General features: G+C 29.7%; 20 protein-coding genes and 1 tRNA gene. 5 read left to right on the forward strand and 16 right to left on the reverse strand.

All coding sequences use genetic code 11. The annotated features are described in order from the left end of the window. Nucleotides 1-4 precede the first annotated feature (4 nt). Together ACZ5OA_RS07590 and ACZ5OA_RS07595 are read left to right on the forward strand one after the other, a co-directional pair. A complete protein-coding gene (locus ACZ5OA_RS07590; RefSeq protein ID WP_464907265.1) occupies nucleotides 5-724 on the forward strand; it encodes a molybdopterin-binding protein in 720 nt (239 codons plus the stop codon). 62 nt (nucleotides 725-786) lie between these two features. Further along, nucleotides 787-863: transfer RNA gene (locus ACZ5OA_RS07595), tRNA-Arg, on the forward strand. A 26-nt stretch (nucleotides 864-889) separates the two neighbouring features. Here the strand turns inward: ACZ5OA_RS07595 and ACZ5OA_RS07600 are convergent. From ACZ5OA_RS07600 to metE, 12 genes are all read right to left on the reverse strand, one after another. Further along, the gene (locus ACZ5OA_RS07600) at nucleotides 890-1,675 is read right to left on the reverse strand and encodes a metal ABC transporter permease (protein ID WP_464907266.1); all 786 of its coding nucleotides are present in this window, start codon (nucleotides 1,673-1,675) and stop codon (nucleotides 890-892) included. Further along, nucleotides 1,668-2,375, reverse strand: a complete 708-nt coding sequence (locus tag ACZ5OA_RS07605; protein WP_464907267.1) for a metal ABC transporter ATP-binding protein — start codon at nucleotides 2,373-2,375, stop codon at nucleotides 1,668-1,670. The genes ACZ5OA_RS07600 and ACZ5OA_RS07605 overlap by 8 nt, the downstream gene beginning before the upstream one ends. After that, nucleotides 2,356-3,147 carry a metal ABC transporter solute-binding protein, Zn/Mn family gene (locus tag ACZ5OA_RS07610; RefSeq protein ID WP_464907268.1) on the reverse strand — a complete coding sequence of 264 codons (792 nt, stop codon included), beginning with the start codon at nucleotides 3,145-3,147 and terminating at the stop codon, nucleotides 2,356-2,358. The genes ACZ5OA_RS07605 and ACZ5OA_RS07610 overlap by 20 nt, the downstream gene beginning before the upstream one ends. 40 nt (nucleotides 3,148-3,187) lie before the next feature. Further along, nucleotides 3,188-3,400, reverse strand: a complete 213-nt coding sequence (gene rpsU / locus ACZ5OA_RS07615) for a 30S ribosomal protein S21 (RefSeq protein ID WP_464908336.1) — start codon at nucleotides 3,398-3,400, stop codon at nucleotides 3,188-3,190. Between the two features lie 96 nt (nucleotides 3,401-3,496). Beyond that, nucleotides 3,497-4,468, reverse strand: a complete 972-nt coding sequence (locus ACZ5OA_RS07620; RefSeq protein ID WP_464907269.1) for a beta-ketoacyl-ACP synthase III — start codon at nucleotides 4,466-4,468, stop codon at nucleotides 3,497-3,499. Further along, nucleotides 4,468-5,454: a phosphate acyltransferase PlsX gene (gene plsX / locus ACZ5OA_RS07625; RefSeq protein ID WP_464907270.1), complete on the reverse strand. Its 987-nt coding sequence runs from the start codon at nucleotides 5,452-5,454 to the stop codon at nucleotides 4,468-4,470. Before plsX ends, ACZ5OA_RS07620 begins: the two co-directional genes overlap by 1 nt. Beyond that, complete coding sequence (gene rpmF / locus ACZ5OA_RS07630) at nucleotides 5,454-5,606, reverse strand: 50S ribosomal protein L32 (protein ID WP_464907271.1); 153 nt, start codon at nucleotides 5,604-5,606, stop codon at nucleotides 5,454-5,456. The genes plsX and rpmF overlap by 1 nt, the downstream gene beginning before the upstream one ends. A 14-nt stretch (nucleotides 5,607-5,620) precedes the next feature. Beyond that, the gene (locus tag ACZ5OA_RS07635; protein WP_464907272.1) at nucleotides 5,621-5,995 is read right to left on the reverse strand and encodes a DUF177 domain-containing protein; all 375 of its coding nucleotides are present in this window, start codon (nucleotides 5,993-5,995) and stop codon (nucleotides 5,621-5,623) included. Continuing rightward, nucleotides 5,996-6,409 carry a nucleoside-diphosphate kinase gene (gene ndk, locus ACZ5OA_RS07640; RefSeq protein WP_464907273.1) on the reverse strand — a complete coding sequence of 138 codons (414 nt, stop codon included), beginning with the start codon at nucleotides 6,407-6,409 and terminating at the stop codon, nucleotides 5,996-5,998. A 120-nt stretch (nucleotides 6,410-6,529) separates the two neighbouring features. Next, nucleotides 6,530-6,802 carry a 4Fe-4S dicluster domain-containing protein gene (locus ACZ5OA_RS07645; protein ID WP_464907274.1) on the reverse strand — a complete coding sequence of 91 codons (273 nt, stop codon included), beginning with the start codon at nucleotides 6,800-6,802 and terminating at the stop codon, nucleotides 6,530-6,532. A gap of 65 nt (nucleotides 6,803-6,867) precedes the next feature. Beyond that, a complete protein-coding gene (metK, locus tag ACZ5OA_RS07650; RefSeq protein ID WP_464907275.1) occupies nucleotides 6,868-8,019 on the reverse strand; it encodes a methionine adenosyltransferase in 1,152 nt (383 codons plus the stop codon). 153 nt (nucleotides 8,020-8,172) lie between these two features. Beyond that, on the reverse strand, nucleotides 8,173-10,437 hold the full coding sequence (gene metE / locus ACZ5OA_RS07655) for a 5-methyltetrahydropteroyltriglutamate--homocysteine S-methyltransferase (protein WP_464907276.1): 2,265 nt from the start codon (nucleotides 10,435-10,437) through the stop codon (nucleotides 8,173-8,175). A 281-nt stretch (nucleotides 10,438-10,718) separates the two neighbouring features. Between metE and ACZ5OA_RS07660 the strand changes: the two genes are divergently transcribed. Both ACZ5OA_RS07660 and katG read left to right on the forward strand, forming a co-directional pair. Continuing rightward, a complete protein-coding gene (locus ACZ5OA_RS07660; protein WP_464907277.1) occupies nucleotides 10,719-11,378 on the forward strand; it encodes a ferritin family protein in 660 nt (219 codons plus the stop codon). Nucleotides 11,379-11,396: 18 nt separating this feature from the next. Then, on the forward strand, nucleotides 11,397-13,586 hold the full coding sequence (gene katG / locus ACZ5OA_RS07665; protein ID WP_464907278.1) for a catalase/peroxidase HPI: 2,190 nt from the start codon (nucleotides 11,397-11,399) through the stop codon (nucleotides 13,584-13,586). Between the two features lie 580 nt (nucleotides 13,587-14,166). Here katG and ACZ5OA_RS07670 read toward each other — a convergent pair. After that, complete coding sequence (locus tag ACZ5OA_RS07670) at nucleotides 14,167-14,325, reverse strand: hypothetical protein (RefSeq protein ID WP_464907279.1); 159 nt, start codon at nucleotides 14,323-14,325, stop codon at nucleotides 14,167-14,169. 13 nt (nucleotides 14,326-14,338) lie between these two features. Further along, on the reverse strand, nucleotides 14,339-15,040 hold the full coding sequence (locus ACZ5OA_RS07675) for a polysaccharide lyase family 7 protein (RefSeq protein ID WP_464907280.1): 702 nt from the start codon (nucleotides 15,038-15,040) through the stop codon (nucleotides 14,339-14,341). A 153-nt stretch (nucleotides 15,041-15,193) separates the two neighbouring features. Here ACZ5OA_RS07675 and ACZ5OA_RS07680 point away from each other — a divergent pair, with 153 nt between their 5' ends. After that, nucleotides 15,194-17,767, forward strand: coding sequence for an ATP-dependent Clp protease ATP-binding subunit (locus tag ACZ5OA_RS07680; protein WP_464907281.1), 2,574 nt, complete (start codon nucleotides 15,194-15,196; stop codon nucleotides 17,765-17,767). Nucleotides 17,768-17,859: 92 nt separating this feature from the next. On the opposite strand, the gene ACZ5OA_RS07685 is transcribed toward ACZ5OA_RS07680, so the two are convergent. Further along, on the reverse strand, nucleotides 17,860-18,927 hold the full coding sequence (locus tag ACZ5OA_RS07685; protein ID WP_464907282.1) for an alanine/ornithine racemase family PLP-dependent enzyme: 1,068 nt from the start codon (nucleotides 18,925-18,927) through the stop codon (nucleotides 17,860-17,862). Further along, a complete protein-coding gene (locus ACZ5OA_RS07690; protein ID WP_464907283.1) occupies nucleotides 18,924-20,003 on the reverse strand; it encodes a DUF1611 domain-containing protein in 1,080 nt (359 codons plus the stop codon). Before ACZ5OA_RS07690 ends, ACZ5OA_RS07685 begins: the two co-directional genes overlap by 4 nt. Nucleotides 20,004-20,079: the final 76 nt, after the last annotated feature.

The following is a 20,079-nucleotide window of genomic DNA, read 5'->3' on the forward strand; positions in this document are numbered from 1 at the left end:
AAATTTGATTTTTGCTGTAATAATAGGAACTGAAATTTTAAATGCTAGAAGAGAAGATTCTCATTTTAAATTTTTAAGAGATAAATTAATTGAGAGAGGTTATGAATTAAATGGAAGTTTTATAATAAAAGATGACACAGAGCTTATGCAAAAAACTTTTAATATGATAAAAGAAATTCCAGACAGTAAAATGTTTTGTTTTGGTGGAATTGGTGCTACTCCTGATGATTATACAAGAGATATAAGTGCAAAAGTATTTACAAAAAATAAAATGAAATTTGATAAAGAATTTAAAAAGTTAATTGATAATAAATTTCCAAATGAAGATAATACAAAAAAATATAATTTAGCTTATTGGCCTGTTAATTCAAATCCTATAAGAAATAATCCAATTAATGGATTTTTTGGTTTTGAGATTGAACAAAGATTCTTCTTTATGCCTGGATTTCCTCAAATGGCTCATCCAATGGTAGAAGAAATTTTGGATAAATATTTTCCACCTATTGCAAAAAAAGAGAGATATTCACTGCTAGCTTATGCCAAAGAAAGCGAAATGCTTGATATTATGAATGCCTTGCCAAAAGATGTAGAATTTTCAACACTTCCTAAACTTGATTATACATCTGAAATATCAATAGCAGGAGAAAATGCAAAAAAATGGATTGAATTTTTTGAAAAAGAGTTAGAAAGAAAAGGAATAAATTATAAAATTATTGATAAATAGTAAATTCAATAAAAATTTTATTTTTTCTATTTTTAATCCTTTTTGATATAATTACATTTCATCTCCCGGTAGCTCAGCAGGATAGAGCATCGGATTCCTAATCCGAAGGTCATGGGTTCGAATCCCGTTCGGGAGACCATTTTTAATTTTTAACTTTTTTCATCATTATTTTTTAAATAAAGAAAGAAAAAAGAAAACAGTTGCTACTAAAATAATTGTAGCAGTTGCTGAAATATCAAAATAAAAACTAATAAATATTCCACTTATCATAAAAATAGCAGATAAAATTCCTGAAAGAAACATCATTCCTTTTAAAGTTTTAGTAAATTTTTCAGCAATAAATGGAGGCATTGTAAACATTGCTATAATAAGAATAAGTCCAATAGCTCTAACACTCATAACTACTGTTAAGGAAATCAAAACTAAAAACAGAGTATATAAGAATCCTACGCTTAGGCCTCGAACTTTTGCAAACTCTTTATCATAACTAACAAGTAAAATTTGATTATATAAAATAGAAATAAAAATAATTAAAAAAGTGTCAACTCCTATCATCATATAAACATCTTCATTTGAAACAGTTAAGATTGAACCAAAAAGATAACTAATAAGTCCCGCATTATATCCAGGAGTTAACTCACTAAATAAAATACCAATACTCATACCAACAGCCCACACTGCCCCGATTATAGCATCACTTCTATGGGGAATTTTCAAACTAATATATGATAAAATAAGAGCTAAAAATACCGCAAATATTGAAGTCATTAGTAAAATTGGTAAAGCAAAATAAATAGCAAGTCCAATTCCTCCAAAACTTCCATGAGCTATACTTCCAGCTATAAAGCTTGATTTATTTATTACAATTAAACTACCAATAATAGCAACTGCAATAGATATTAAAAAACTTGAATAAAAAGAATTTGGAATTAGTGTTATTATATCAATCATTATCTGCCTTACATTTATGAACAGCATTTATGAAATCAATTTCACAAAAATGTCCATCTTTTCTATGTAAATGTAAATCAGGTGCATCATGTAAAACTAATGTTTTACTTACCCAAGCAACTTTATTTACACCTTCAAGTAAAAAGTTTAAATCGTGTGAAATCATTATTTTTGTAATATTTAGGGATTTTAAAATATCATAAATTTCTCTTTGACCTTGTACATCAATAGCACTTGTAGGCTCATCCAAAATCAAAACTTCTGGATTACTCACCATTGCACGAGCAATTAAAACTCTTTGTCTCTGACCTCCACTTAAAGCAGAAATTTTTTTATCTTTATACTCATACATTTTTACCATTTTCAACTTTTCATAAGCCTCTTTTTTATCTTCTTCATTATAAAAAAATTTATATTTTTTAATTCTTCCTTGAAGCACAACATCTAAAACAGTTATAGGAATATCGAGTGAAAAATTTGTATATTGAGGAACATACCCAAGTTTTTGAGTATGAAGTTTAATCTTTCCTTTTGTAGGTTTTATAAATCCAAGAATCAATTTAACAAGTGTACTTTTACCACCACCATTTGGACCAATTACGGCCAAATAATCATTTTTTTTAATGTTTAAATTAATATTTTTTAAAACTGCTTCATCATTATAAGCAAAACTAAGATTTTTAATTTCTACTATATTCATTTAAAGTTTTGCTTACTTCTAATAAATTTTCAAATATATTATATTTTAATGGTGAAAAACTTACTACTTTTCCTCCAATTTTACCTGCTATAAATTTAGCTGATTTTTGACTAAACTCTGGAGAAGTTAAAATAATTTTAATATTTTTCTCTTTTGCTGTTTTTATAAGTCTCATCTCATATTTTAAACCAGGTTCTTTCCCCTCTTTTTCAAGAGCTATCTCTTTTAGATTATATTCTTTTGCAAAATAATATAAACTTGGGTGAAAAATTATAAAAGTTCTTTGTTTAAGTGGTTTAAGCAATTTTGTTATTTTTTTATCAGTTTCATTTGTCTCTTTTATGAATTTTTTATAATTATTTTCATAAAATTCTTTGTTTTTAACATCATAATTAATTAGTGCATTTTTTACGTTTAAAGCTTGTTGTTTTAGAAATTTTGGAGCTAACCAAACATGTGGATTCTTATCTTTTTTCATACCTTTTGTTGCATCAACTATTTTAATTTTAGGATTAATTGCAATAAATTTATTTATCCATGCTTTTTCAAATGGTACATTAATTTTGAAATAAATAACTGAATTTTTTAAGCTTAAAAGTTGTTGTGGTTTTGGTGAATATGATTCAGGTTCATTTCCCGGTAAAACCATTACATTTACGCGTGCTTTATCTCCAGCAATTTTATTAACTACAAATTTTTGTGGAATAATTGAAACTGTTACATTATAAGCGAATAAATTTATTGTAAATAATAAAAATAGAATTTTTTTCATTGGAAGTCCTTTGCGATGTTTTCCCAAAAAGGGAAGAAAATTATAACTTAGATTCGTATCTTCTAAGCATCCATAATTTTCTAAGAAGTTTTTTTCTTGTAGCGATTTTTTCTTTTTTTCTGATTTCAGATTTTGGTTCAAAAAATCTTCTTTTTCTGATTTCAACTACAACTAAGTTTCTATCAACTTGTCTTTTGAATTTTCTGTATGCAGATTCGAAATCTTCACCATCTCTTACGATTAATCCAGGCAAATTACTCACCACCTTTCTTGTTTAGTTTTTTGTTTTAAATAATTTGAAATGCAATTATATCAAAATTTTTCTTAATTTTTGCTATTTCCAATAAATTTACTCTCCTGCAAAAGGAATTAAAGCACTTCCCCAAGTAAATCCACCACCAAAAGCATCAAGTAAAGCAATATCACCTTTTTTAAGTTTTCCTTCTTCATACATATCATTGAGCGCCATAGGAATAGAAGCAGATGAAGTATTTCCATATTTATCTACAGTTAACACTGATTTTTCAGCCGGCATTTTAATAGCTCTTGCAACGGCATCAATAATTCTATAATTTGCTTGATGAGGAACAAACCAAGTCAAATCATCACTTGTCATATTATTTCTTTTTAAAATATCTCTAACAGATTTAGAAAGTGTTTTAACAGCCACTTTAAAAGTTTCATTTCCTTTCATTTTGATATAAATTTCATCTGTATCGCATCCATATTTAACACCTCTTCCAGGTGTAATTAAGTAATCTTGATATTTACCATCTGCATTTATATCGATATCAATAATAGCTTCACTTTTATCTTCTGTAGCACTTATAACAGCAGCTCCTGCACCATCTCCAAAAATAACACAAGTACTTCTATCTTTGAAATCAACTATTTTACTTAAAGTTTCAGCACCCATAATTAATACATTTTTATTCGCACCACTCTCAATAAAAGCTTTTGCCTGAGCAAGTGCATAAATAAATCCAGTGCAAGCTGCTGTAATATCAAAAGCAGGAGCTATAATTCCAAGTTTATCAGCAACTATACAAGCAGTTGAAGGCATACCAAAATAATCTGGAGAAATTGTAGCTAAAATAACCATATCAATATCTTTTGATTCTAATCCAGCTCTTTTGATTGCTATTTTAGCAGCTTCATAAGCTAAATCAGATGTTACTTCATCCTCTACAAAATGTCTAGTTTTAATACCTGTTCTTTGAGTTATCCATTCATCACTTGTATCTACAATTTTTTCTAAATCTTTATTTGTTACTACTTTTTTAGGAACATAAGCTCCAACTGAAGAAAATTTAGCATACATTATTCACCTTTAATTTTTGATTCTATCTTTGATGTAATATCCGCCTCTGTATAATTAATTGCTTGAAAAATTGCATTTTTAATAGCTTTTGGATTACTTTTTCCATGGCTGACAATTACACATCCATTTACACCCAAAAGTGGAGCTCCACCATATTCTGCATAATCTATTGATTTTTTAAGAATTTTAAAAACTCTTCTCATAAGAATTGCCCCAACTTTACTCATAAGTCCAGATTTTCTAACTTCTTCTTTTATTAAAGTTACTATAGTATCAGCAACACCTTCACTCGTTTTAAGTAAAATATTACCTACAAATCCATCACAAACTATTACATCTACATTTCCCTTAAAAATATCATTACCTTCTACATTTCCAATAAACGAAGATTGAGCTTTAAGCTTTGTAAATGCTTCTTTTGTAACGACATTTCCTTTTACATCTTCTTCACCATTGCTTAAAAGCCCTATTTTAGGCTCAGAATGATGTAAAACTTCTCTTGAATAAATCTCACCCATGAGTCCAAATTGATATAAATTATCACTGTCACTATCTACATTTGCACCAACATCTAAAACTAGTGTATGAGTTTTTTTGATTGTAGGCATAAAAGTGGCAATTGCAGGTCTTTTTATACCTTTAATTCTACCAATTTTTATAGTTGCCAAACTCATAGTAGCCCCACTGTGTCCAGCACTTACTACTGCATCAGCTTCTTTTTCTTTCACTAAATTTATAGCTTTATAAATAGATGATTCTTTTCTTCTTAGTGCATCTGTTGCATGTTCATGCATTTTGATATAATCAGTACTATTTATAAAACTAACTTTATTATAATATTTTTGTGGAAGATATTTTTTTATTTCATTTTCATCACCTACAAGTATAGGCTCAAATTTTTTCTTTTTAAGTGCTTCTACTACCCCTTCTACTATAGGTTTAGGACCGAAGTCCCCACCCATTGCATCAATAGCAACTTTAACCATTAATACTCACCGCAACTTGGGCAAATTGTATGAGGTTGTTTGAAAGCACCACAGCTAGAACATTTAACAACTGTTGCTACATTTTTTAATTTGTAGTGTGTTCTTCTTTTTGCTGCTCTTGTTTTCGTTACTCTTCTCTTAGGAACTGCCATATTATTCTCCTTAATTAAATTTCTATATTTACATTAGATTCTTTGCATTTTTCACAGATATTATCATACTCTAATTTTGCTGATTCAATTTCAGATGCAATTATATCATCAAAATCAATAATATTAGAATTAATTTCAATAACATCATATTCGTTATCAAAACCATTATAAACTCTATCTGTAATAATAAGCTTTAACTTTTCTTCTATTTTTTTTGTAAAAGGCTTTAAACATTTTACACATTTTACTTCAACTTCACCATTTAAAATAGCATCAATTTTAGCTATGTTAGGAGTTTCTTTATAAAAACTTCCTTTCATAACTATATTATTCAAACTTGTTTCAAAATCACTTTTATTAAAAGGGACTTTTCTAAGTTCGATTTTCAATTAAACAATCTCTCTTTCAGCGAAAAAGAAACCGATTTCAATTTTAGCATTTTCAAGAGAATCACTTCCGTGAACTGCATTTGCATCAATACTATCAGCAAAATCTTTTCTGATTGTTCCAACTTCTGCTTCTTTTGGATTAGTTGCACCCATAAGTTCTCTATTTTTAGCTACTGCATTTTCACCTTCAAGAACCATAGCTACTACTGGCCCACTAACCATAAATTCTACTAAATCTTTGAAAAAAGGTCTTTCAGAATGAACTTCATAGAATTTTTCAGCATCAATATGATTTAATTGTAATTTTTTCATAGCTGCAATTCTTAGTCCATTTGATTCAAATCTATCAATGATTTTTCCAATCACATTTTTTTTAACTGCATCAGGTTTTATTATAGAAAGAGTTTGTTGCATAATTGCTCCTTAGATTTTTGCGCATATTATAGGCATTTTAAATTGAGAGATAATTATACCAAAAAAAGTAGAAAAAAAGAAGTAAAAATAATAAGCCTCGAAAATAACGAGACTTAAAAATTATTCAATTACAGGTTCACCTACTTCACCTCTGTTTTCATTGCAAGATGCACCATCTTCACAATCGCTCCATACAATACATCCTTCAGTTGGACATGCTTCTGCACATGCAGGTTCATCATAATATCCTACACATTCAACACATTTATCTTTTTGAACGAAATAAATTTCTTCACCAGTTGGATTTTCACTATCATCTAAAATAGCTTCTACTGGACATTCATCAATACATGCTCCACAATTAATACAAATATCTGTAATTTTAACAGCCATATTATCTCCTTAAATTTATTTTTATTTGTGATAATAATATTATCCAAAACAATCTTAAAAAAAACTTAAATACCTAAAAAGTTCTTAATTTCTTCCACTTTGTTACATTTTTCCCAACTAAACTCATTTCTTCCAAAATGTCCATAAGTTGCTGTTTTTCTATAAATAGGTTTTAAAAGATCCAAAGTTTCAATAATTCCTTTTGGTGTAAGATTAAAAATTTCCGCAACAGCTTTTTCAATTTTTTCTTCATCTACTTTGTTAGTTCCATGAGTATCTACCATAATTGAAACTGGTTCAACCACTCCAATAGCATAGGCTATCTGTACAGTTACCTTGTCAGCCACTCCAGCTGCTACTAAATTTTTAGCTACATATCTTGCCGCGTAAGCTCCACTTCTATCTACTTTACTTGGGTCTTTCCCACTAAATGCACCACCACCATGAGGAGCACTTCCACCATAAGTATCAACTATAATTTTTCTTCCAGTAAGCCCTGCATCACCTTGTGGACCACCAATTACAAATTTTCCTGTTGGATTGATAAAATATTCAATATTATCACTTATTAAATTTTCTGGAATCACTTTTTTAATAACTTCTTCAATAATAGTTTCTCTTATAACCTCTTGAGTTACATCATCATGATGTTGAGTAGAAACTACCACTTTTTCTACACTTACTGGTTTACCATCTACATATTTTACACTTACTTGTGCTTTTCCATCAGGTCTAAGCCACGGAATAATTGCTTCTTTTCTACATTCAGCAAGTCTCATTGTTAATTTATGAGCAAGCATAATTGGAAGAGGCATAAGTTCTGGAGTTTCATTGCAAGCATAACCAAACATCATACCTTGATCTCCTGCTCCAATTTCACCATCTTCTTGAACTACTCCTTGGCGAATATCAGGAGATTGTTCTCCAATTCCATTCAAAACGCCAGCAGTTCTATAATCAAATCCATATTCACTATTTGTGTAACCAATTTCTCTAACTACTTCTCTAGCAATATCTTGCATAGGCGCATAAGCAGTAGTCTTAAGCTCTCCTGCAATTATACAAAAACCATTACTTAATAAAGTCTCACAAGCAACTTTTGCATGTGGGTCTTTTGCTATAATATAATCTAAAATAGCATCACTAATTTGGTCAGCCATTTTATCAGGATGACCTTCTGTAACACTTTCACTTGAAAAAAGATATTCTCTTGCCATTTTGGCTCCTTAAATAAATTTCTCCAATACTACTATTTTGAAAACCTTTTGTCAAAAATTTTCAAAAAAAGATGAAACTTTCATCAGTAATATATAGAGATAATTCTCCTTTTTATTAAAAAGAGGATTATCTCTCCCCAAAGGGAAAGAAGATTATTTATTTAATTTAGCTCTAACTATTTTAGTAGCTTCTACCATATTTTTCAAACTTGGAGTAGTTTCTGGCCATTTTCTTGTTTTAAGACCACAGTCAGGATTGATCCATAGTTTTTCAGCAGGTAAAACTTCCATAAGTTTTTCAATTTCTTCTACAAGTTCTTCTGTTGAAGGAATTCTTGGAGAGTGAATATCATAAACTCCTGGTCCAATTTCACCTTTGTATCCTCTTTCTTTAAATACATTTAATAAAGAGTTATCACTTCTTGCATTTTCGATTGAGATTACATCAGCATCCATTGCTTCAATAGCATCCATAATATCACTAAATTCAGAATAACACATATGAGTATGAATTTGAGTTTCAGGTTTTACACCACTTGTTGTGATTTTAAATCCTTCAATTGCCCATTTTTCATATTCAGCTTTTTTACTATTTCTTAAAGGATAACCTTCTCTAAGTGCAGCTTCATCAACTTGAATCACTTTAATTCCAGCAGCTTCAAGGTCATTTACTTCATCTCTAATAGCTAATGACATTTGATATCCAGTTACACTTCTTGGTTGATCATCTCTTACAAATGACCAGTTAAGCATAGTTGCTGGACCTGTAAGCATACCTTTCATCGGTCTATTAGTTTTACTTTGAGCATAAGTTATCCATTTAACTGTCATATCTTTTGGTCTAGAAACATCTCCAAAAATTAATGGTGGTTTAACACATCTACTTCCATAACTTTGAACCCATCCATTTTGGCTAAATGCAACACCATTTAGTTGCTCACCAAAATATTCAACCATATCATTTCTTTCATATTCACCATGAACTAACACATCTAAATCTAAATCTTCTTGAAGTTTGATAAGTTCATCAGTCATTTTTTTGATTTGAGTTTCATAAGCTTCTTCTGAAATTACACCATTTTTATAATCTCTTCTTAATTTTCTAAGTTCTGGAGTTTGTGGGAAACTTCCAATAGTTGTAGTTGGTAAGATTGGATATTTTAAATTTTTTCTTTGAAGTTTAATTCTTTCTTCAAAAGGCATACCTCTATCAGAATCTTTTGCAGTTAAATTACTAACTCTGTCTTTTACAATTGTATCGTGAATCTTTTCACTTGTTTTTCTTATTGCAACTGCTTCTTCATTTGCAACTAAATCAGCTTTTTCTTCTGCATTAAGTTCTTCACCTCTAAATAATTTATTAATAATGTTAACTTCATTTAGTTTTTCAACTGCGTAACTTAGCCAAGATTTGATATCTTCATCCAATTTTTCTTCATATTTTAGAGTAAATGGAACATGTAAAAGTGAACAACTTGTTCCTACTAAAAGTTGATCTTTATTAGCTGATTCTGATATACCTTCAAGGAATTTAACACTCTCAGCAATATCATTAATCCATACATTTCTACCATTAACAATACCAATTCCTACTTTTTTACCAGCGTCAATTAGAGTTTTGACTCTATTTTCACTTCCAGCTACGAAATCTAAAAACATACCTTCGATATTAGTTTTTGCCAAAACTGCGTTCGCTTCATTTGAATGTTCAAAATAAGTCGCTACAAAAATTTTAACATTATCAGCTACTGCTGTTAATTTATCATAAACTTTTCCAAGTTTTTCTAAATCTTCTTTAGTTGGGTTTGTTACAAAATAACTATCATCAAATTGAATTGTAACTTCATCATCTAATGTAGATAATTGTTTTACTAACTCAATATAAGCTGGCATTAAATTTTTACAAACTTCATTTTCATCATCAGTTTTTGATAATTTTAAGAAAGTAAGCATACCAATAAAATTGATTTTTGGAGTAATTCCAAGTTCTTTTGCTTCTACATATTCAGCTTTAATTTTATCAATATTTATAGAAAATTCCATATCTTTTGATAATTCTGGAACGATATAGTGATAATTTGTATTAAACCATTTTGTCATTTCCATAGCTTTATGATTTTCATCACCTCTTGCCATAACAAAATATTTATCCATACATTCTAAATCACTAAATCTTTTAGGAGTTGCACCCAACATAACCATTGCATCAATCATGTTGTCATAAAATGAAAAATCATTTACACTAATCATATTAATTCCAGCATTTTTTTGATAAATTAAGTGTCTTTTTCTTAAATCACTTGCTACTGATTTTAATTCTTTTTTTGAGCTTTTTCCAGCCCAATAAACTTCAAGAGCTCTTTTTAGTTCTCTTTGTTCTCCAATTCTTGGAAATCCAACTACATAAGTATTAGCCATTTTTATCCTTTTATAAAAGTTTTTTGAAAATATATCAAATTTTATCTTTTTTTACAAATTTATTACTTTAACTAACATTGACCTAATAAAAGAATTTACCATTTAAATTTAAGTTAACAAAAAACATAGCTGATCTATAATCTAACCATTCAAAAGATTATGAGATTAAATTAAATATTTTTATTTAATTTAAGGATTCTTTAAGGAATATTTTGTAATAATTTTTAAAAGAAAAAATTTTTCCTTTAGAAATAATTTTTTCTTACTAAAAAAGGAGAGTCATGAGAGAGAATGAAACTTACAAATGTAATATATGTGGGAATGAGGTAGAAGTATCAAATGTAGGTGGTGGAACACTTGTGTGTTGTGGGCAAGAAATGGAGTGTATTACTAAAAATCTAACGGCTATAAATTTAATGAAGGCATTTGCCGGAGAATCACAGGCTAGAAATAAGTATGAGTTTTTTGCAGATGTAGCAAGAGAAGAAGGATTACATAGAATTGCAAGATTTTTTCAAGAAGCAGCAAATAATGAGAAATATCATGCAATGGCAGAGTTTAAGGCATATAATAAATTGGTAAACAATATAGAACTTGATTCTACACAAAAAAATTTACAATATGCAGCTGATGGTGAACGCTATGAGCATGAAGAAATGTATCCAAACTTTGCTGACATTGCAAAACAAGAGGAATTAAATAATATAGCAAGACTTTTTAGAGCTATAGGAAAAGTAGAAGTAGAGCATGAAAAAGAGTATTTAGAATTAAAAGCTGCATTTGAAAAAGAAGGCTTTTTTAATAGTGAAGGTAAAGAAGAGTATATTTGCGAAATATGTGGACATGTACATAGAGGTAAAAAACCACCAAAAGAGTGTCCATTTTATAAAGCAGGGCAAGAATACTTTAAAAAACGCTGCAGCGATGTAACTGCTGGTTAATAAAAAAAGGAAATAAAAATGGAAAAAAGTAAATGTAAAGTATCAAAAGAAGATTTCTCACAAACTCTTTTAGGAAATAGTCAAATGGAGAAGTGGTGGCCTAATCAACTTAATTTAAAGTTATTACAACAAAATAATGAAAGACTCGTTCCAACTGAGAAAAATTTTTCTTACAAAGAAGCATTTTCATCTCTTGATTTAAAGACTCTTAAAAAAGATTTAGAAGTTCTAATGAAAACTTCTCAAGAATGGTGGCCAGCTGATTGGGGACACTATGGACCATTGTTTATAAGAATGGCATGGCACAGTGCAGGAACATATAGAAGTATTGATGGTAGAGGTGGTGCAAGTAGTGGTGAACAAAGATTTGCACCACTTAATAGTTGGCCTGATAATGTAAATCTTGATAGAGCAAGAAGACTTTTATGGCCTATTAAAAAGAAATATGGAAATAAAATTTCATGGGCAGATTTAATGATTTTAGCTGGTAATGTTGCACTAGAATCTATGGGATTTAAAACATATGGTTTTGCAGGTGGAAGATTAGATACCTTTGAGCCATTAGAAGACACTAACTGGGGTCCTGAAGGTGAATGGTTATCTGATGATAGAAGAGATAAAAATAGAGAACTTAAAAATCCTCTTGCTGCAGTTCAAATGGGACTTATCTATGTAAATCCAGAAGGTCCTGATGGTATTCCAGATGCTCTTGAAGCAGCTAAAGATATTAGAATGAGTTTTGAAAGAATGGGAATGAATGATGAAGAAACAGTTGCGCTAATAGCTGGCGGTCATAGTTTTGGTAAATGTCATGGGGCAGCTAATCCTGCTAAGTATGTAGGACCTGAACCAGAAGCTGCACCAATTGAAGAACAAGGACTTGGATGGAAAAACAATTATAAAAGTGGAAAAGGTACTGATACAATTTCTAGTGGATTAGAAGGTGCATGGACTCCAACTCCTACTAAATGGGATAACAGCTTTTTTAAAATGTTATTTGAGTATGATTGGAATTTAGAAAAAAGTCCAGCAGGAGCATATCAGTGGGTACCAACAGATCCTGAAACAGAGAATTTAGTTCCCGATGCACACATAAAAAATAAAAAAAATAAGCCAATAATGCTTACAACAGATTTAGCTCTTAGAATGGATCCTGAATATAAAAAAATCTCAAAAAAGTTTTATGAAAATCCAAAAGAACTTGCTTTAGCTTTTTCAAAAGCTTGGTTTAAATTGATACACAGAGATATGGGTCCAAAATCTCGTTATCTAGGAGAAGAAGTACCAGATGAAGATTTTATTTGGCAAGATCCAATTCCAAAAATAGATTATGAATTAGTAAATAATGATGATATTGTATCTTTAAAAGAAACTATTTTAGCTTCAGATTTACAAATTAATGAATTGGTATATACTGCTTGGAGAACAGCTGCTACTTATCGTGATTCTGATAAAAGAGGTGGTGCAAATGGAGCAAGGATAAGATTGCTTCCTCAAAGAGAATGGAAAGTAAATAAACCACAACAACTAGAGAGAGTTTTAAATACACTTGAAAAGATTAGAAAAGAGTTTAATCAAAAAGAAATTAGACAAATATCACTTGCAGATATGATTGTTTTAGCAGGTTCTACTGCAATAGAAAGTGCAGCTAAAAAAGCAGGGTTTGATATAAATGTACCATTTGTACCTGGAAGAGCAGATGCAAAAGAAGAAGATACAGATATAAAATCTTTTGAGTATCTAAAACCAGTTGCAGATGCATTTGTTAACTATATGGAAGAGGAATGTGATATTCCAGCATCTATGTTAATGATAGATAAGGCAGTACAACTTAAGTTAACAGTACCTCAAATGACAGTACTTATTGGTGGATTACGATCTTTAGGTGCAACATTTGAACCAAATGTTGGAAACTTAAGTAATACTGTGGAAATATTAGATAACAAATTTTTTGTTAATTTACTTGATATGTCAGTAGCTTGGGAAAAAAATAATGAAAAAGAACAATATTTTTATGGAAAAGAGAAAAAAAATGGTGATATAAAATATCATGCAACAAGTGTAGATTTAATATTTGGTTCAAATTCTCAGCTAAGAGCTCAAGCAGAGTTTTATGCACAAGATGATAACCGAGAAAAATTTGTAAATGATTTTGTAAAAGCATGGCAAAAAATAATGGAATTAGATCGATTTGATTTATTTACATGATTAAATAAAATACAAAAACTAGTAAAAATTTCGTGTCAGTCAAAAAATAATAAAAAAAACTGACACGGAATTTAATTTGAATAAAATATTAAAAGAGATATTAGAGAAGGCAATGAAATAGATGATAAAGATGAAGTAATCCGTTTTTTACTTTCTTATTTTAAAACATCAAAGTAACACTTTGATGACAAAATTTTTATAAAGAAAGTTTTTATTTTTTAAAATTTATATGTGATATTTCTTGAAAAAGTAGTTTCATCAACATCTCCTGTTTCAAAAGTCATTGAAGCTTTAGAATACTCAAAATCTAAGCCAAAATGATTATATCTAAATTACATTCCACCAAAAATAGGAAATCCTGCCGAATCATCATTATCTATAAAAGTTTCTTTCGCTTGAATACCTACATAAATACTATAACTAAAATTATTATTTATATAATAAGTAAAAGCAGGTGCTAAATAAGCCCCACTTTAACAGTTTTATCACCAATATTTCCATTATCTATAAGAAATCCAAGTTTTAATCCAAAATATTGTGTAAAAACAGGTTTGAAACCAAATCTTACACCATAGATTATTCAACTTAAATTCAATTTATCAAAATCAACATATTTTGCTTCAAAACTTAATCTTGTACCTGAACCACTTCTAAAAGCAGTTGCACTTGGAGTAAAAACAACAAATGCTGATGCTGAGCTTACAAATAATATTGTTAAAACTAAAAATATTTTTTTCATTATATTCTCCTTTTTATTTCACAATTGCTTTATCAAACAAAACTTTTGCACAACCCTCGCCTTGCAAATAAACTCCAGCTTTAAAATAGTTATAATATTTATTCCAATAACTTACATCAAAATTATCTATTTTCTTTTCATCATCAATAAAAACAGAAAGTTGAGAATCTTTTACTTTAATAGTTACATCAAAAAATTGTTTTACTCTTTTACCCAAATTTATTTTAGTATATTTTCCATTTCCAAGTCTAATTATTGCCCATAAATGGTCATAAATATTATGATATTTCTTCCTCCAAGTAATTCTCAAAAGAGGTTTATTTATTATGGGTGTGTCTTTTAAAGTATCATCAGTATGAATTTGTAAAAAAGTAAACTCTTTTTTCTGGTCTAAAGGGAAAATTTTTACTTTAACTTTAAGAATATGTATTTTTTTTGAAGAGACTTTAAAATCATTTTTAAATCTAATTTCACTTCTTTTATGTTCATTTTTCTCTTGACACATAAAAAAAGTCATATATTTATTATCTTGTAAATAAAAAAATCTATTACAAGCATCTTGAAATTTTCCATATTTTATAGAAAATAATGGATTATATTTACTATATGGGGCTTGTAATTTTGATATTTCTAAAATCGATTTAAATTTATTCAAAGAATATGGAGTATTACATGCAAATAAAAAAACTGATAAAAACAGTATTAATTTTTTCATTATTTTCTCCCATAATTATAGATTTTATTATATCACTTTATTTTAAATTAAGAAAAAATTATAAATTTTAACTAAATATACTTGACAATACTACACTCAATTTGATATAATCATTTCAAATAAAGGGTACAACCTAAAAAGAGGAGGAAAATCATGAAAAAAGTTTTCGAAAAATTAACAAATCAAATGACAGAATCAATCGAAAGTGGTATTAGCTTAGCACTTCATACACAAAATCCAGAAGTGGACAATATTCATATTTTATGGGGGCTTGTAACAAATACAAATTCTATTTTTAATCAAGCACTTAACAAAATGAATGTTGATAAAGTTGCTATTGAGCTTGAATTAAAAAGTGCAGCAAACAATCTACCAAAAAGTAGTGGAATTACAAAAGAAACTATCAAAATAGGAAGAAGTGTAGCTGATAGTTTGCAAAAAGCTGAAGCGTATGCAACAAGTTTGGGTGATCAATATATTGCGGTTGATACTTGGTTACTAGCAAACCTAGATACATTTAAACAATATATTGGAAAATATTTAGATGTTACTGAACTTAAAAAAACATTAGAATCAATAAGAGGTGGAAAACAAATCACAGATAAAAGTGGTGATGAAAATCTCGAAGCACTGGCAAAATATGGAGTTGATTTAACTAGAAAAGCATTAGATGGAGAACTTGATCCAGTTATTGGAAGAGATGAAGAAATCCAAAGAATGATGCAAATTTTGATTAGAAAAACAAAAAATAATCCTATTTTATTAGGTGAACCAGGAGTTGGTAAAACAGCACTTGTAGAAGGATTGGCACAAAGAATTGCAAACAAAGAAGTTCCTACGAGTTTACAACATAAAAGAGTTGTAGCTCTTGATATGACTGCTTTAATTGCAGGTGCTAAATATAGAGGGGAATTTGAAGATAGATTAAAAGCAGTAGTTGATGAAGTTAAAAAAGACGGAAATATTATTCTATTTATCGATGAAATTCACACTATTGTAGGAGCTGGGGCAAGTGAAGGAAGTATGGACGCGGCAAACATCCTAAAACCAGCGCTTGCAAGAGGTGAGCTTCATACAATTGGTGCAACAACTCTAAAAGAATATAGAAAATATTTCGAAAAAGATGCAGCACTTCAAAGAAGATTCCAACCAGTAAAAGTTGATGAGCCAAATTCAAATGAAGCTCTAAGAATTATGAGAGGAATCAAAGAAAAACTTGAAGCCTACCATAATGTAACGATTTATGATAGTGCTTTAATAGCAGCGGTAAAACTATCAAGCAGATATATTACTGATAGATTTTTACCAGATAAAGCTATTGATTTGATTGATGAAGCATCCGCTGAGCTTAAAATGCAAATAGAAAGTGAACCAAAAGAACTTTCTAAAATCAAAAGAGATATTTCTAACTTACAAGTGGAAAAAGAAGCACTTGCAATGGAAGAAACTGACAAAAACAAAGAAAGAATTGGTGAAATCGAAAAAGAATTAGCTGATTTGGAAGAGAAAAAAAGAGGCTTAGAACATAGATTTAATACAGAAAAAGAAGTGTTCAATAAAATAGCAGGAGTAAAATCTGAAATTGAATCTCTAAAGAATGAAGCTGAGAGAGCAAAAAGAAACGGTGAATTTCAAAAAGCAGCTGAAATTGAATATGGAAAAGTTGTTGAAAAACAAAATGAATTGAAATCATTAGAAGAACAATGGGAAAAAATGCAAAAAGAAGGAACTCTTCTTAAAAATGCTGTTGATGAAGAGATGATAGCATCAATTATTAGCAGATGGACAGGAATCCCTGTAAATAAAATGCTTCAAAGTGAAAAAGATAAAATTTTACATGTTGATGATGAACTTAAAAAATCAGTTGTAGGTCAAGATAAAGCAATTGCAGCTGTAGCAAGAGCAATTAAAAGAAATAAAGCAGGACTTTCTGATCCAAAAAGACCAATTGGTAGCTTTATGTTCTTAGGACCAACAGGAGTTGGAAAAACAGAAACAGCAAAAGCGTTAGCTAAATTTTTATTTGATGATGAAAAAAATCTTATAAGAATTGATATGAGTGAATATATGGAAAAAACTTCTGTTTCAAGACTAGTTGGAGCGGCTCCTGGATATGTAGGATATGAAGAAGGTGGACAACTAACTGAGGCAGTTAGAAGAAAACCTTATAGTGTAATTTTGTTTGATGAGATTGAAAAAGCACATCCAGATGTATTTAATATTTTACTTCAAGTTTTAGATGATGGAAGATTAACCGATAATAAAGGTGTAACAGTTGACTTTAAAAATACAATTATTATCTTAACATCAAACCTTGGAAGTCAAGAAATTATGGATTTAAAAGATGACAAAGATAGAGAAGAAGCAGTTTGGAAAGTTTTGAAACAACATTTAAAACCAGAATTTTTAAATAGACTTGATGATATTGTAATCTTTAATCCATTAGGAAAAGAACAAATTAGAAAAATTATAGATATTTTACTAAAAGGACTTCAAAATAGATTGCAAGAAAGAAATATTACAATTAGCTTAACTGAGAGAGCAAAAGATTATACAGCTGATGCAGGATTTGATCCAGTATTTGGGGCAAGACCACTAAAAAGAGCATTATATTCTATCGTAGAAGATACTTTAGCTGAATTAATCCTTGAAGATAAAGTAGAAGAAGGTGATAATGTAATATTCGATGTAGAAAATGGAGAAGTTATAACTAAAATAAACGCCTAAGGAATTTTCCTTAGGAATATCTATTCAAGACTATCCCAAAGATTATATAAAACCATTAGAATAATTTCAAATAGAGATTAAATTTCTTTTATTTAATATTTTCCTACAAATTTTTTATGCACAAAAGGAGATGTCATTGCAGTAAGTAATGCAGAATAGTTTGGAAAGAAAGATATTTTATCTCCCACTTTTAGTCCACTCTGTTTAGCATCAAGAATCATATGATCACTACTTCCTCCTAAAATATCTACATCAATAGTAGGCTCAAGTCCCTCTAAATCTACATCTTCACGACCCATACCGATGATAGCTCTAGGTACTACTCCTCTATCTTCAAAATGTACCATTTCTCCAAAAGCATTTAGTGCCATTTCTCCGTTGGGTAGTGATGGTTTGTGTTGAAGTTCAATCACTTCACCTACGATTTTACAAGCATCTTGATGCAGTCCCTTAATAGGCTCTCTGTAAAGAGTTTCACGCCCTAAAAAGATTGATTCTCCTAGTCTAACATTATTTATTCTTCCGATTCTTCCTCCTCGTTCAAGCCATTTAAAATTAGCTGAATTACCTCCACTAATAATAGGAAGTTTAATTCCAAAATCCCGTTCTATTGTATCTGTTAAAAGTGAGAGATGATTCATTTTTTCTTGAGTTGGTTTTATCCCTCCAAAACAAGCAAAATTAGCCCCAAGCCCAACAAGCTCAATAGATGTAAAGTTTAGAATCTTTTCTACTGTTTTATGGATATGTTCTGGAAGAATACCTTCTCTTCTATCTCCCATTTCTATCATCAAAATAATTTTATGTCGTTTTTTTTGCTTTTTTGCCTCTTTGTCAAGTGCTTCAATAATTGTAAGCTCAGTATTTAAAGAAATATCTGCATACTTTACAACTCTTTTAATATCTGAAAGAAAAGGGGTACGAATAAGACAAAATGTCGCTTTTATACCCGCTTTTTTCATACGAATAATATCATCTATGCGAGAATCCCCTAACTTAGAGATTCCTGCATCAACGAATGTTTGAGCAATATGTTCATCACCCAAACTAACTTTAACGACACCCATTATCTCTACACCTACTTTATTCCATATTTCCTTTACTTTACACGCATTATCATAAATTTTAGCAAGGTCTATTTCAATATAAGGTGTTCTCATCCATTTCCATTTTTTGAAAGAGCTGGAAAATGTTTCTCTATAGCATTAATTATAGAATCAGTTTCTCTTGCCAATACATCTGTTACAACTCTATTATATTTCTTTTTATACTCTTTTATAGTTTTATCAATCATTATATCATCCATATTTTCATGATTAATTGTAATTGCTATTACAGGAGAATTTGTAAACATTTCATTTAATTTAATTGCATTTTCAAGAGTTGGCATAGGAAATTCAGGAAAATCTCCCAATCTTTTACGCATAGGTGCATGCTGGAGAATTACACCATTTGCTTGAGAACCTCTACTAATCGCACAAGAACTTAAATAAGCAGGATGTGTCAAAGCTCCTTGTCCTTCAACTATAAAAATATCAGGTTTTTCATCTTCCCACGCTCTAAGTATTTCGCCCTCTATTGTTCCCGCAGCAAAATGTCCTTGCACAGCATCCATTGGTGCCCCATATTTTGCACCTTGCATAAGTCCAGTTTGACCAGTGGAAATCATAACTGCTTTATATCCAGCTTTTTTTAACGCTTGTGTAATAATAGTAGCGGTAGTTCGCTTACCTATTGCACCATCAGTTCCTAAAACCGCAATTCTTGGTGCTGTTACTTTCAAAATATCACCAGTAAATATACGATGCAAATTTTTACCTTCATATTTTCGAATATCTGTTACTTTTACTCCATATTTTTCTGCTTTTTCCATAAAAGATTTTTCATCAGTCAAAAAATGATGCATTCCACTTACAATATCCATACCATTCGCCATTGCTTTTTCCATCAAAACAATATCACCATCTGAAAAATCACCTGAAAGAGGTGCAATTCCATAAATAAAAACTTTTGGTTTAGTATTAGCTTTTTGTAAAACTTCATCAAAATCTTTATAAATAGGAATGCCATTTGGCTTATTATCAAGAACTTCTCCAGCATCTTTTCCAGCATATCGGCTATCAATAACACCAACAATTTCATAAATATCACTATAACGAACTAATCCGTTAGCAGTTTTACCATCCATATCGGTAAAAAATCCCTCACTATATACAATTGAGGGTAATTTGAGCATATTTTCTCCTTGTGAAAAAATCTTATTAAAACAAATATTGTGTGATAGATGTTTATATTAGGCAATATTCTAACAC

The sequence above is a fragment of the Thioreductor micantisoli genome, assembly GCF_055392745.1.

Coding starts and splice junctions, on each gene's coding strand:
- ACZ5OA_RS07685 (WP_464907282.1), bottom strand. CDS start 18,927: ATGAGAACACCTTATATTGAAATAGACCTTGCTAAAATTTATGATAAT.
- ACZ5OA_RS07610 (WP_464907268.1), bottom strand. CDS start 3,147: ATGAAAAAAATTCTATTTTTATTATTTACAATAAATTTATTCGCTTAT.
- ACZ5OA_RS07600 (WP_464907266.1), bottom strand. CDS start 1,675: ATGATTGATATAATAACACTAATTCCAAATTCTTTTTATTCAAGTTTT.
- katG (WP_464907278.1), top strand. CDS start 11,397: ATGGAAAAAAGTAAATGTAAAGTATCAAAAGAAGATTTCTCACAAACT.
- rpmF (WP_464907271.1), bottom strand. CDS start 5,606: ATGGCAGTTCCTAAGAGAAGAGTAACGAAAACAAGAGCAGCAAAAAGA.
- ndk (WP_464907273.1), bottom strand. CDS start 6,409: ATGCAACAAACTCTTTCTATAATAAAACCTGATGCAGTTAAAAAAAAT.
- plsX (WP_464907270.1), bottom strand. CDS start 5,454: ATGGTTAAAGTTGCTATTGATGCAATGGGTGGGGACTTCGGTCCTAAA.
- ACZ5OA_RS07675 (WP_464907280.1), bottom strand. CDS start 15,040: ATGAAAAAATTAATACTGTTTTTATCAGTTTTTTTATTTGCATGTAAT.
- ACZ5OA_RS07690 (WP_464907283.1), bottom strand. CDS start 20,003: ATGCTCAAATTACCCTCAATTGTATATAGTGAGGGATTTTTTACCGAT.
- ACZ5OA_RS07620 (WP_464907269.1), bottom strand. CDS start 4,468: ATGTATGCTAAATTTTCTTCAGTTGGAGCTTATGTTCCTAAAAAAGTA.
- ACZ5OA_RS07605 (WP_464907267.1), bottom strand. CDS start 2,375: ATGAATATAGTAGAAATTAAAAATCTTAGTTTTGCTTATAATGATGAA.
- metE (WP_464907276.1), bottom strand. CDS start 10,437: ATGGCTAATACTTATGTAGTTGGATTTCCAAGAATTGGAGAACAAAGA.
- ACZ5OA_RS07670 (WP_464907279.1), bottom strand. CDS start 14,325: ATGAAAAAAATATTTTTAGTTTTAACAATATTATTTGTAAGCTCAGCA.
- ACZ5OA_RS07660 (WP_464907277.1), top strand. CDS start 10,719: ATGAGAGAGAATGAAACTTACAAATGTAATATATGTGGGAATGAGGTA.
- ACZ5OA_RS07645 (WP_464907274.1), bottom strand. CDS start 6,802: ATGGCTGTTAAAATTACAGATATTTGTATTAATTGTGGAGCATGTATT.
- metK (WP_464907275.1), bottom strand. CDS start 8,019: ATGGCAAGAGAATATCTTTTTTCAAGTGAAAGTGTTACAGAAGGTCAT.
- ACZ5OA_RS07680 (WP_464907281.1), top strand. CDS start 15,194: ATGAAAAAAGTTTTCGAAAAATTAACAAATCAAATGACAGAATCAATC.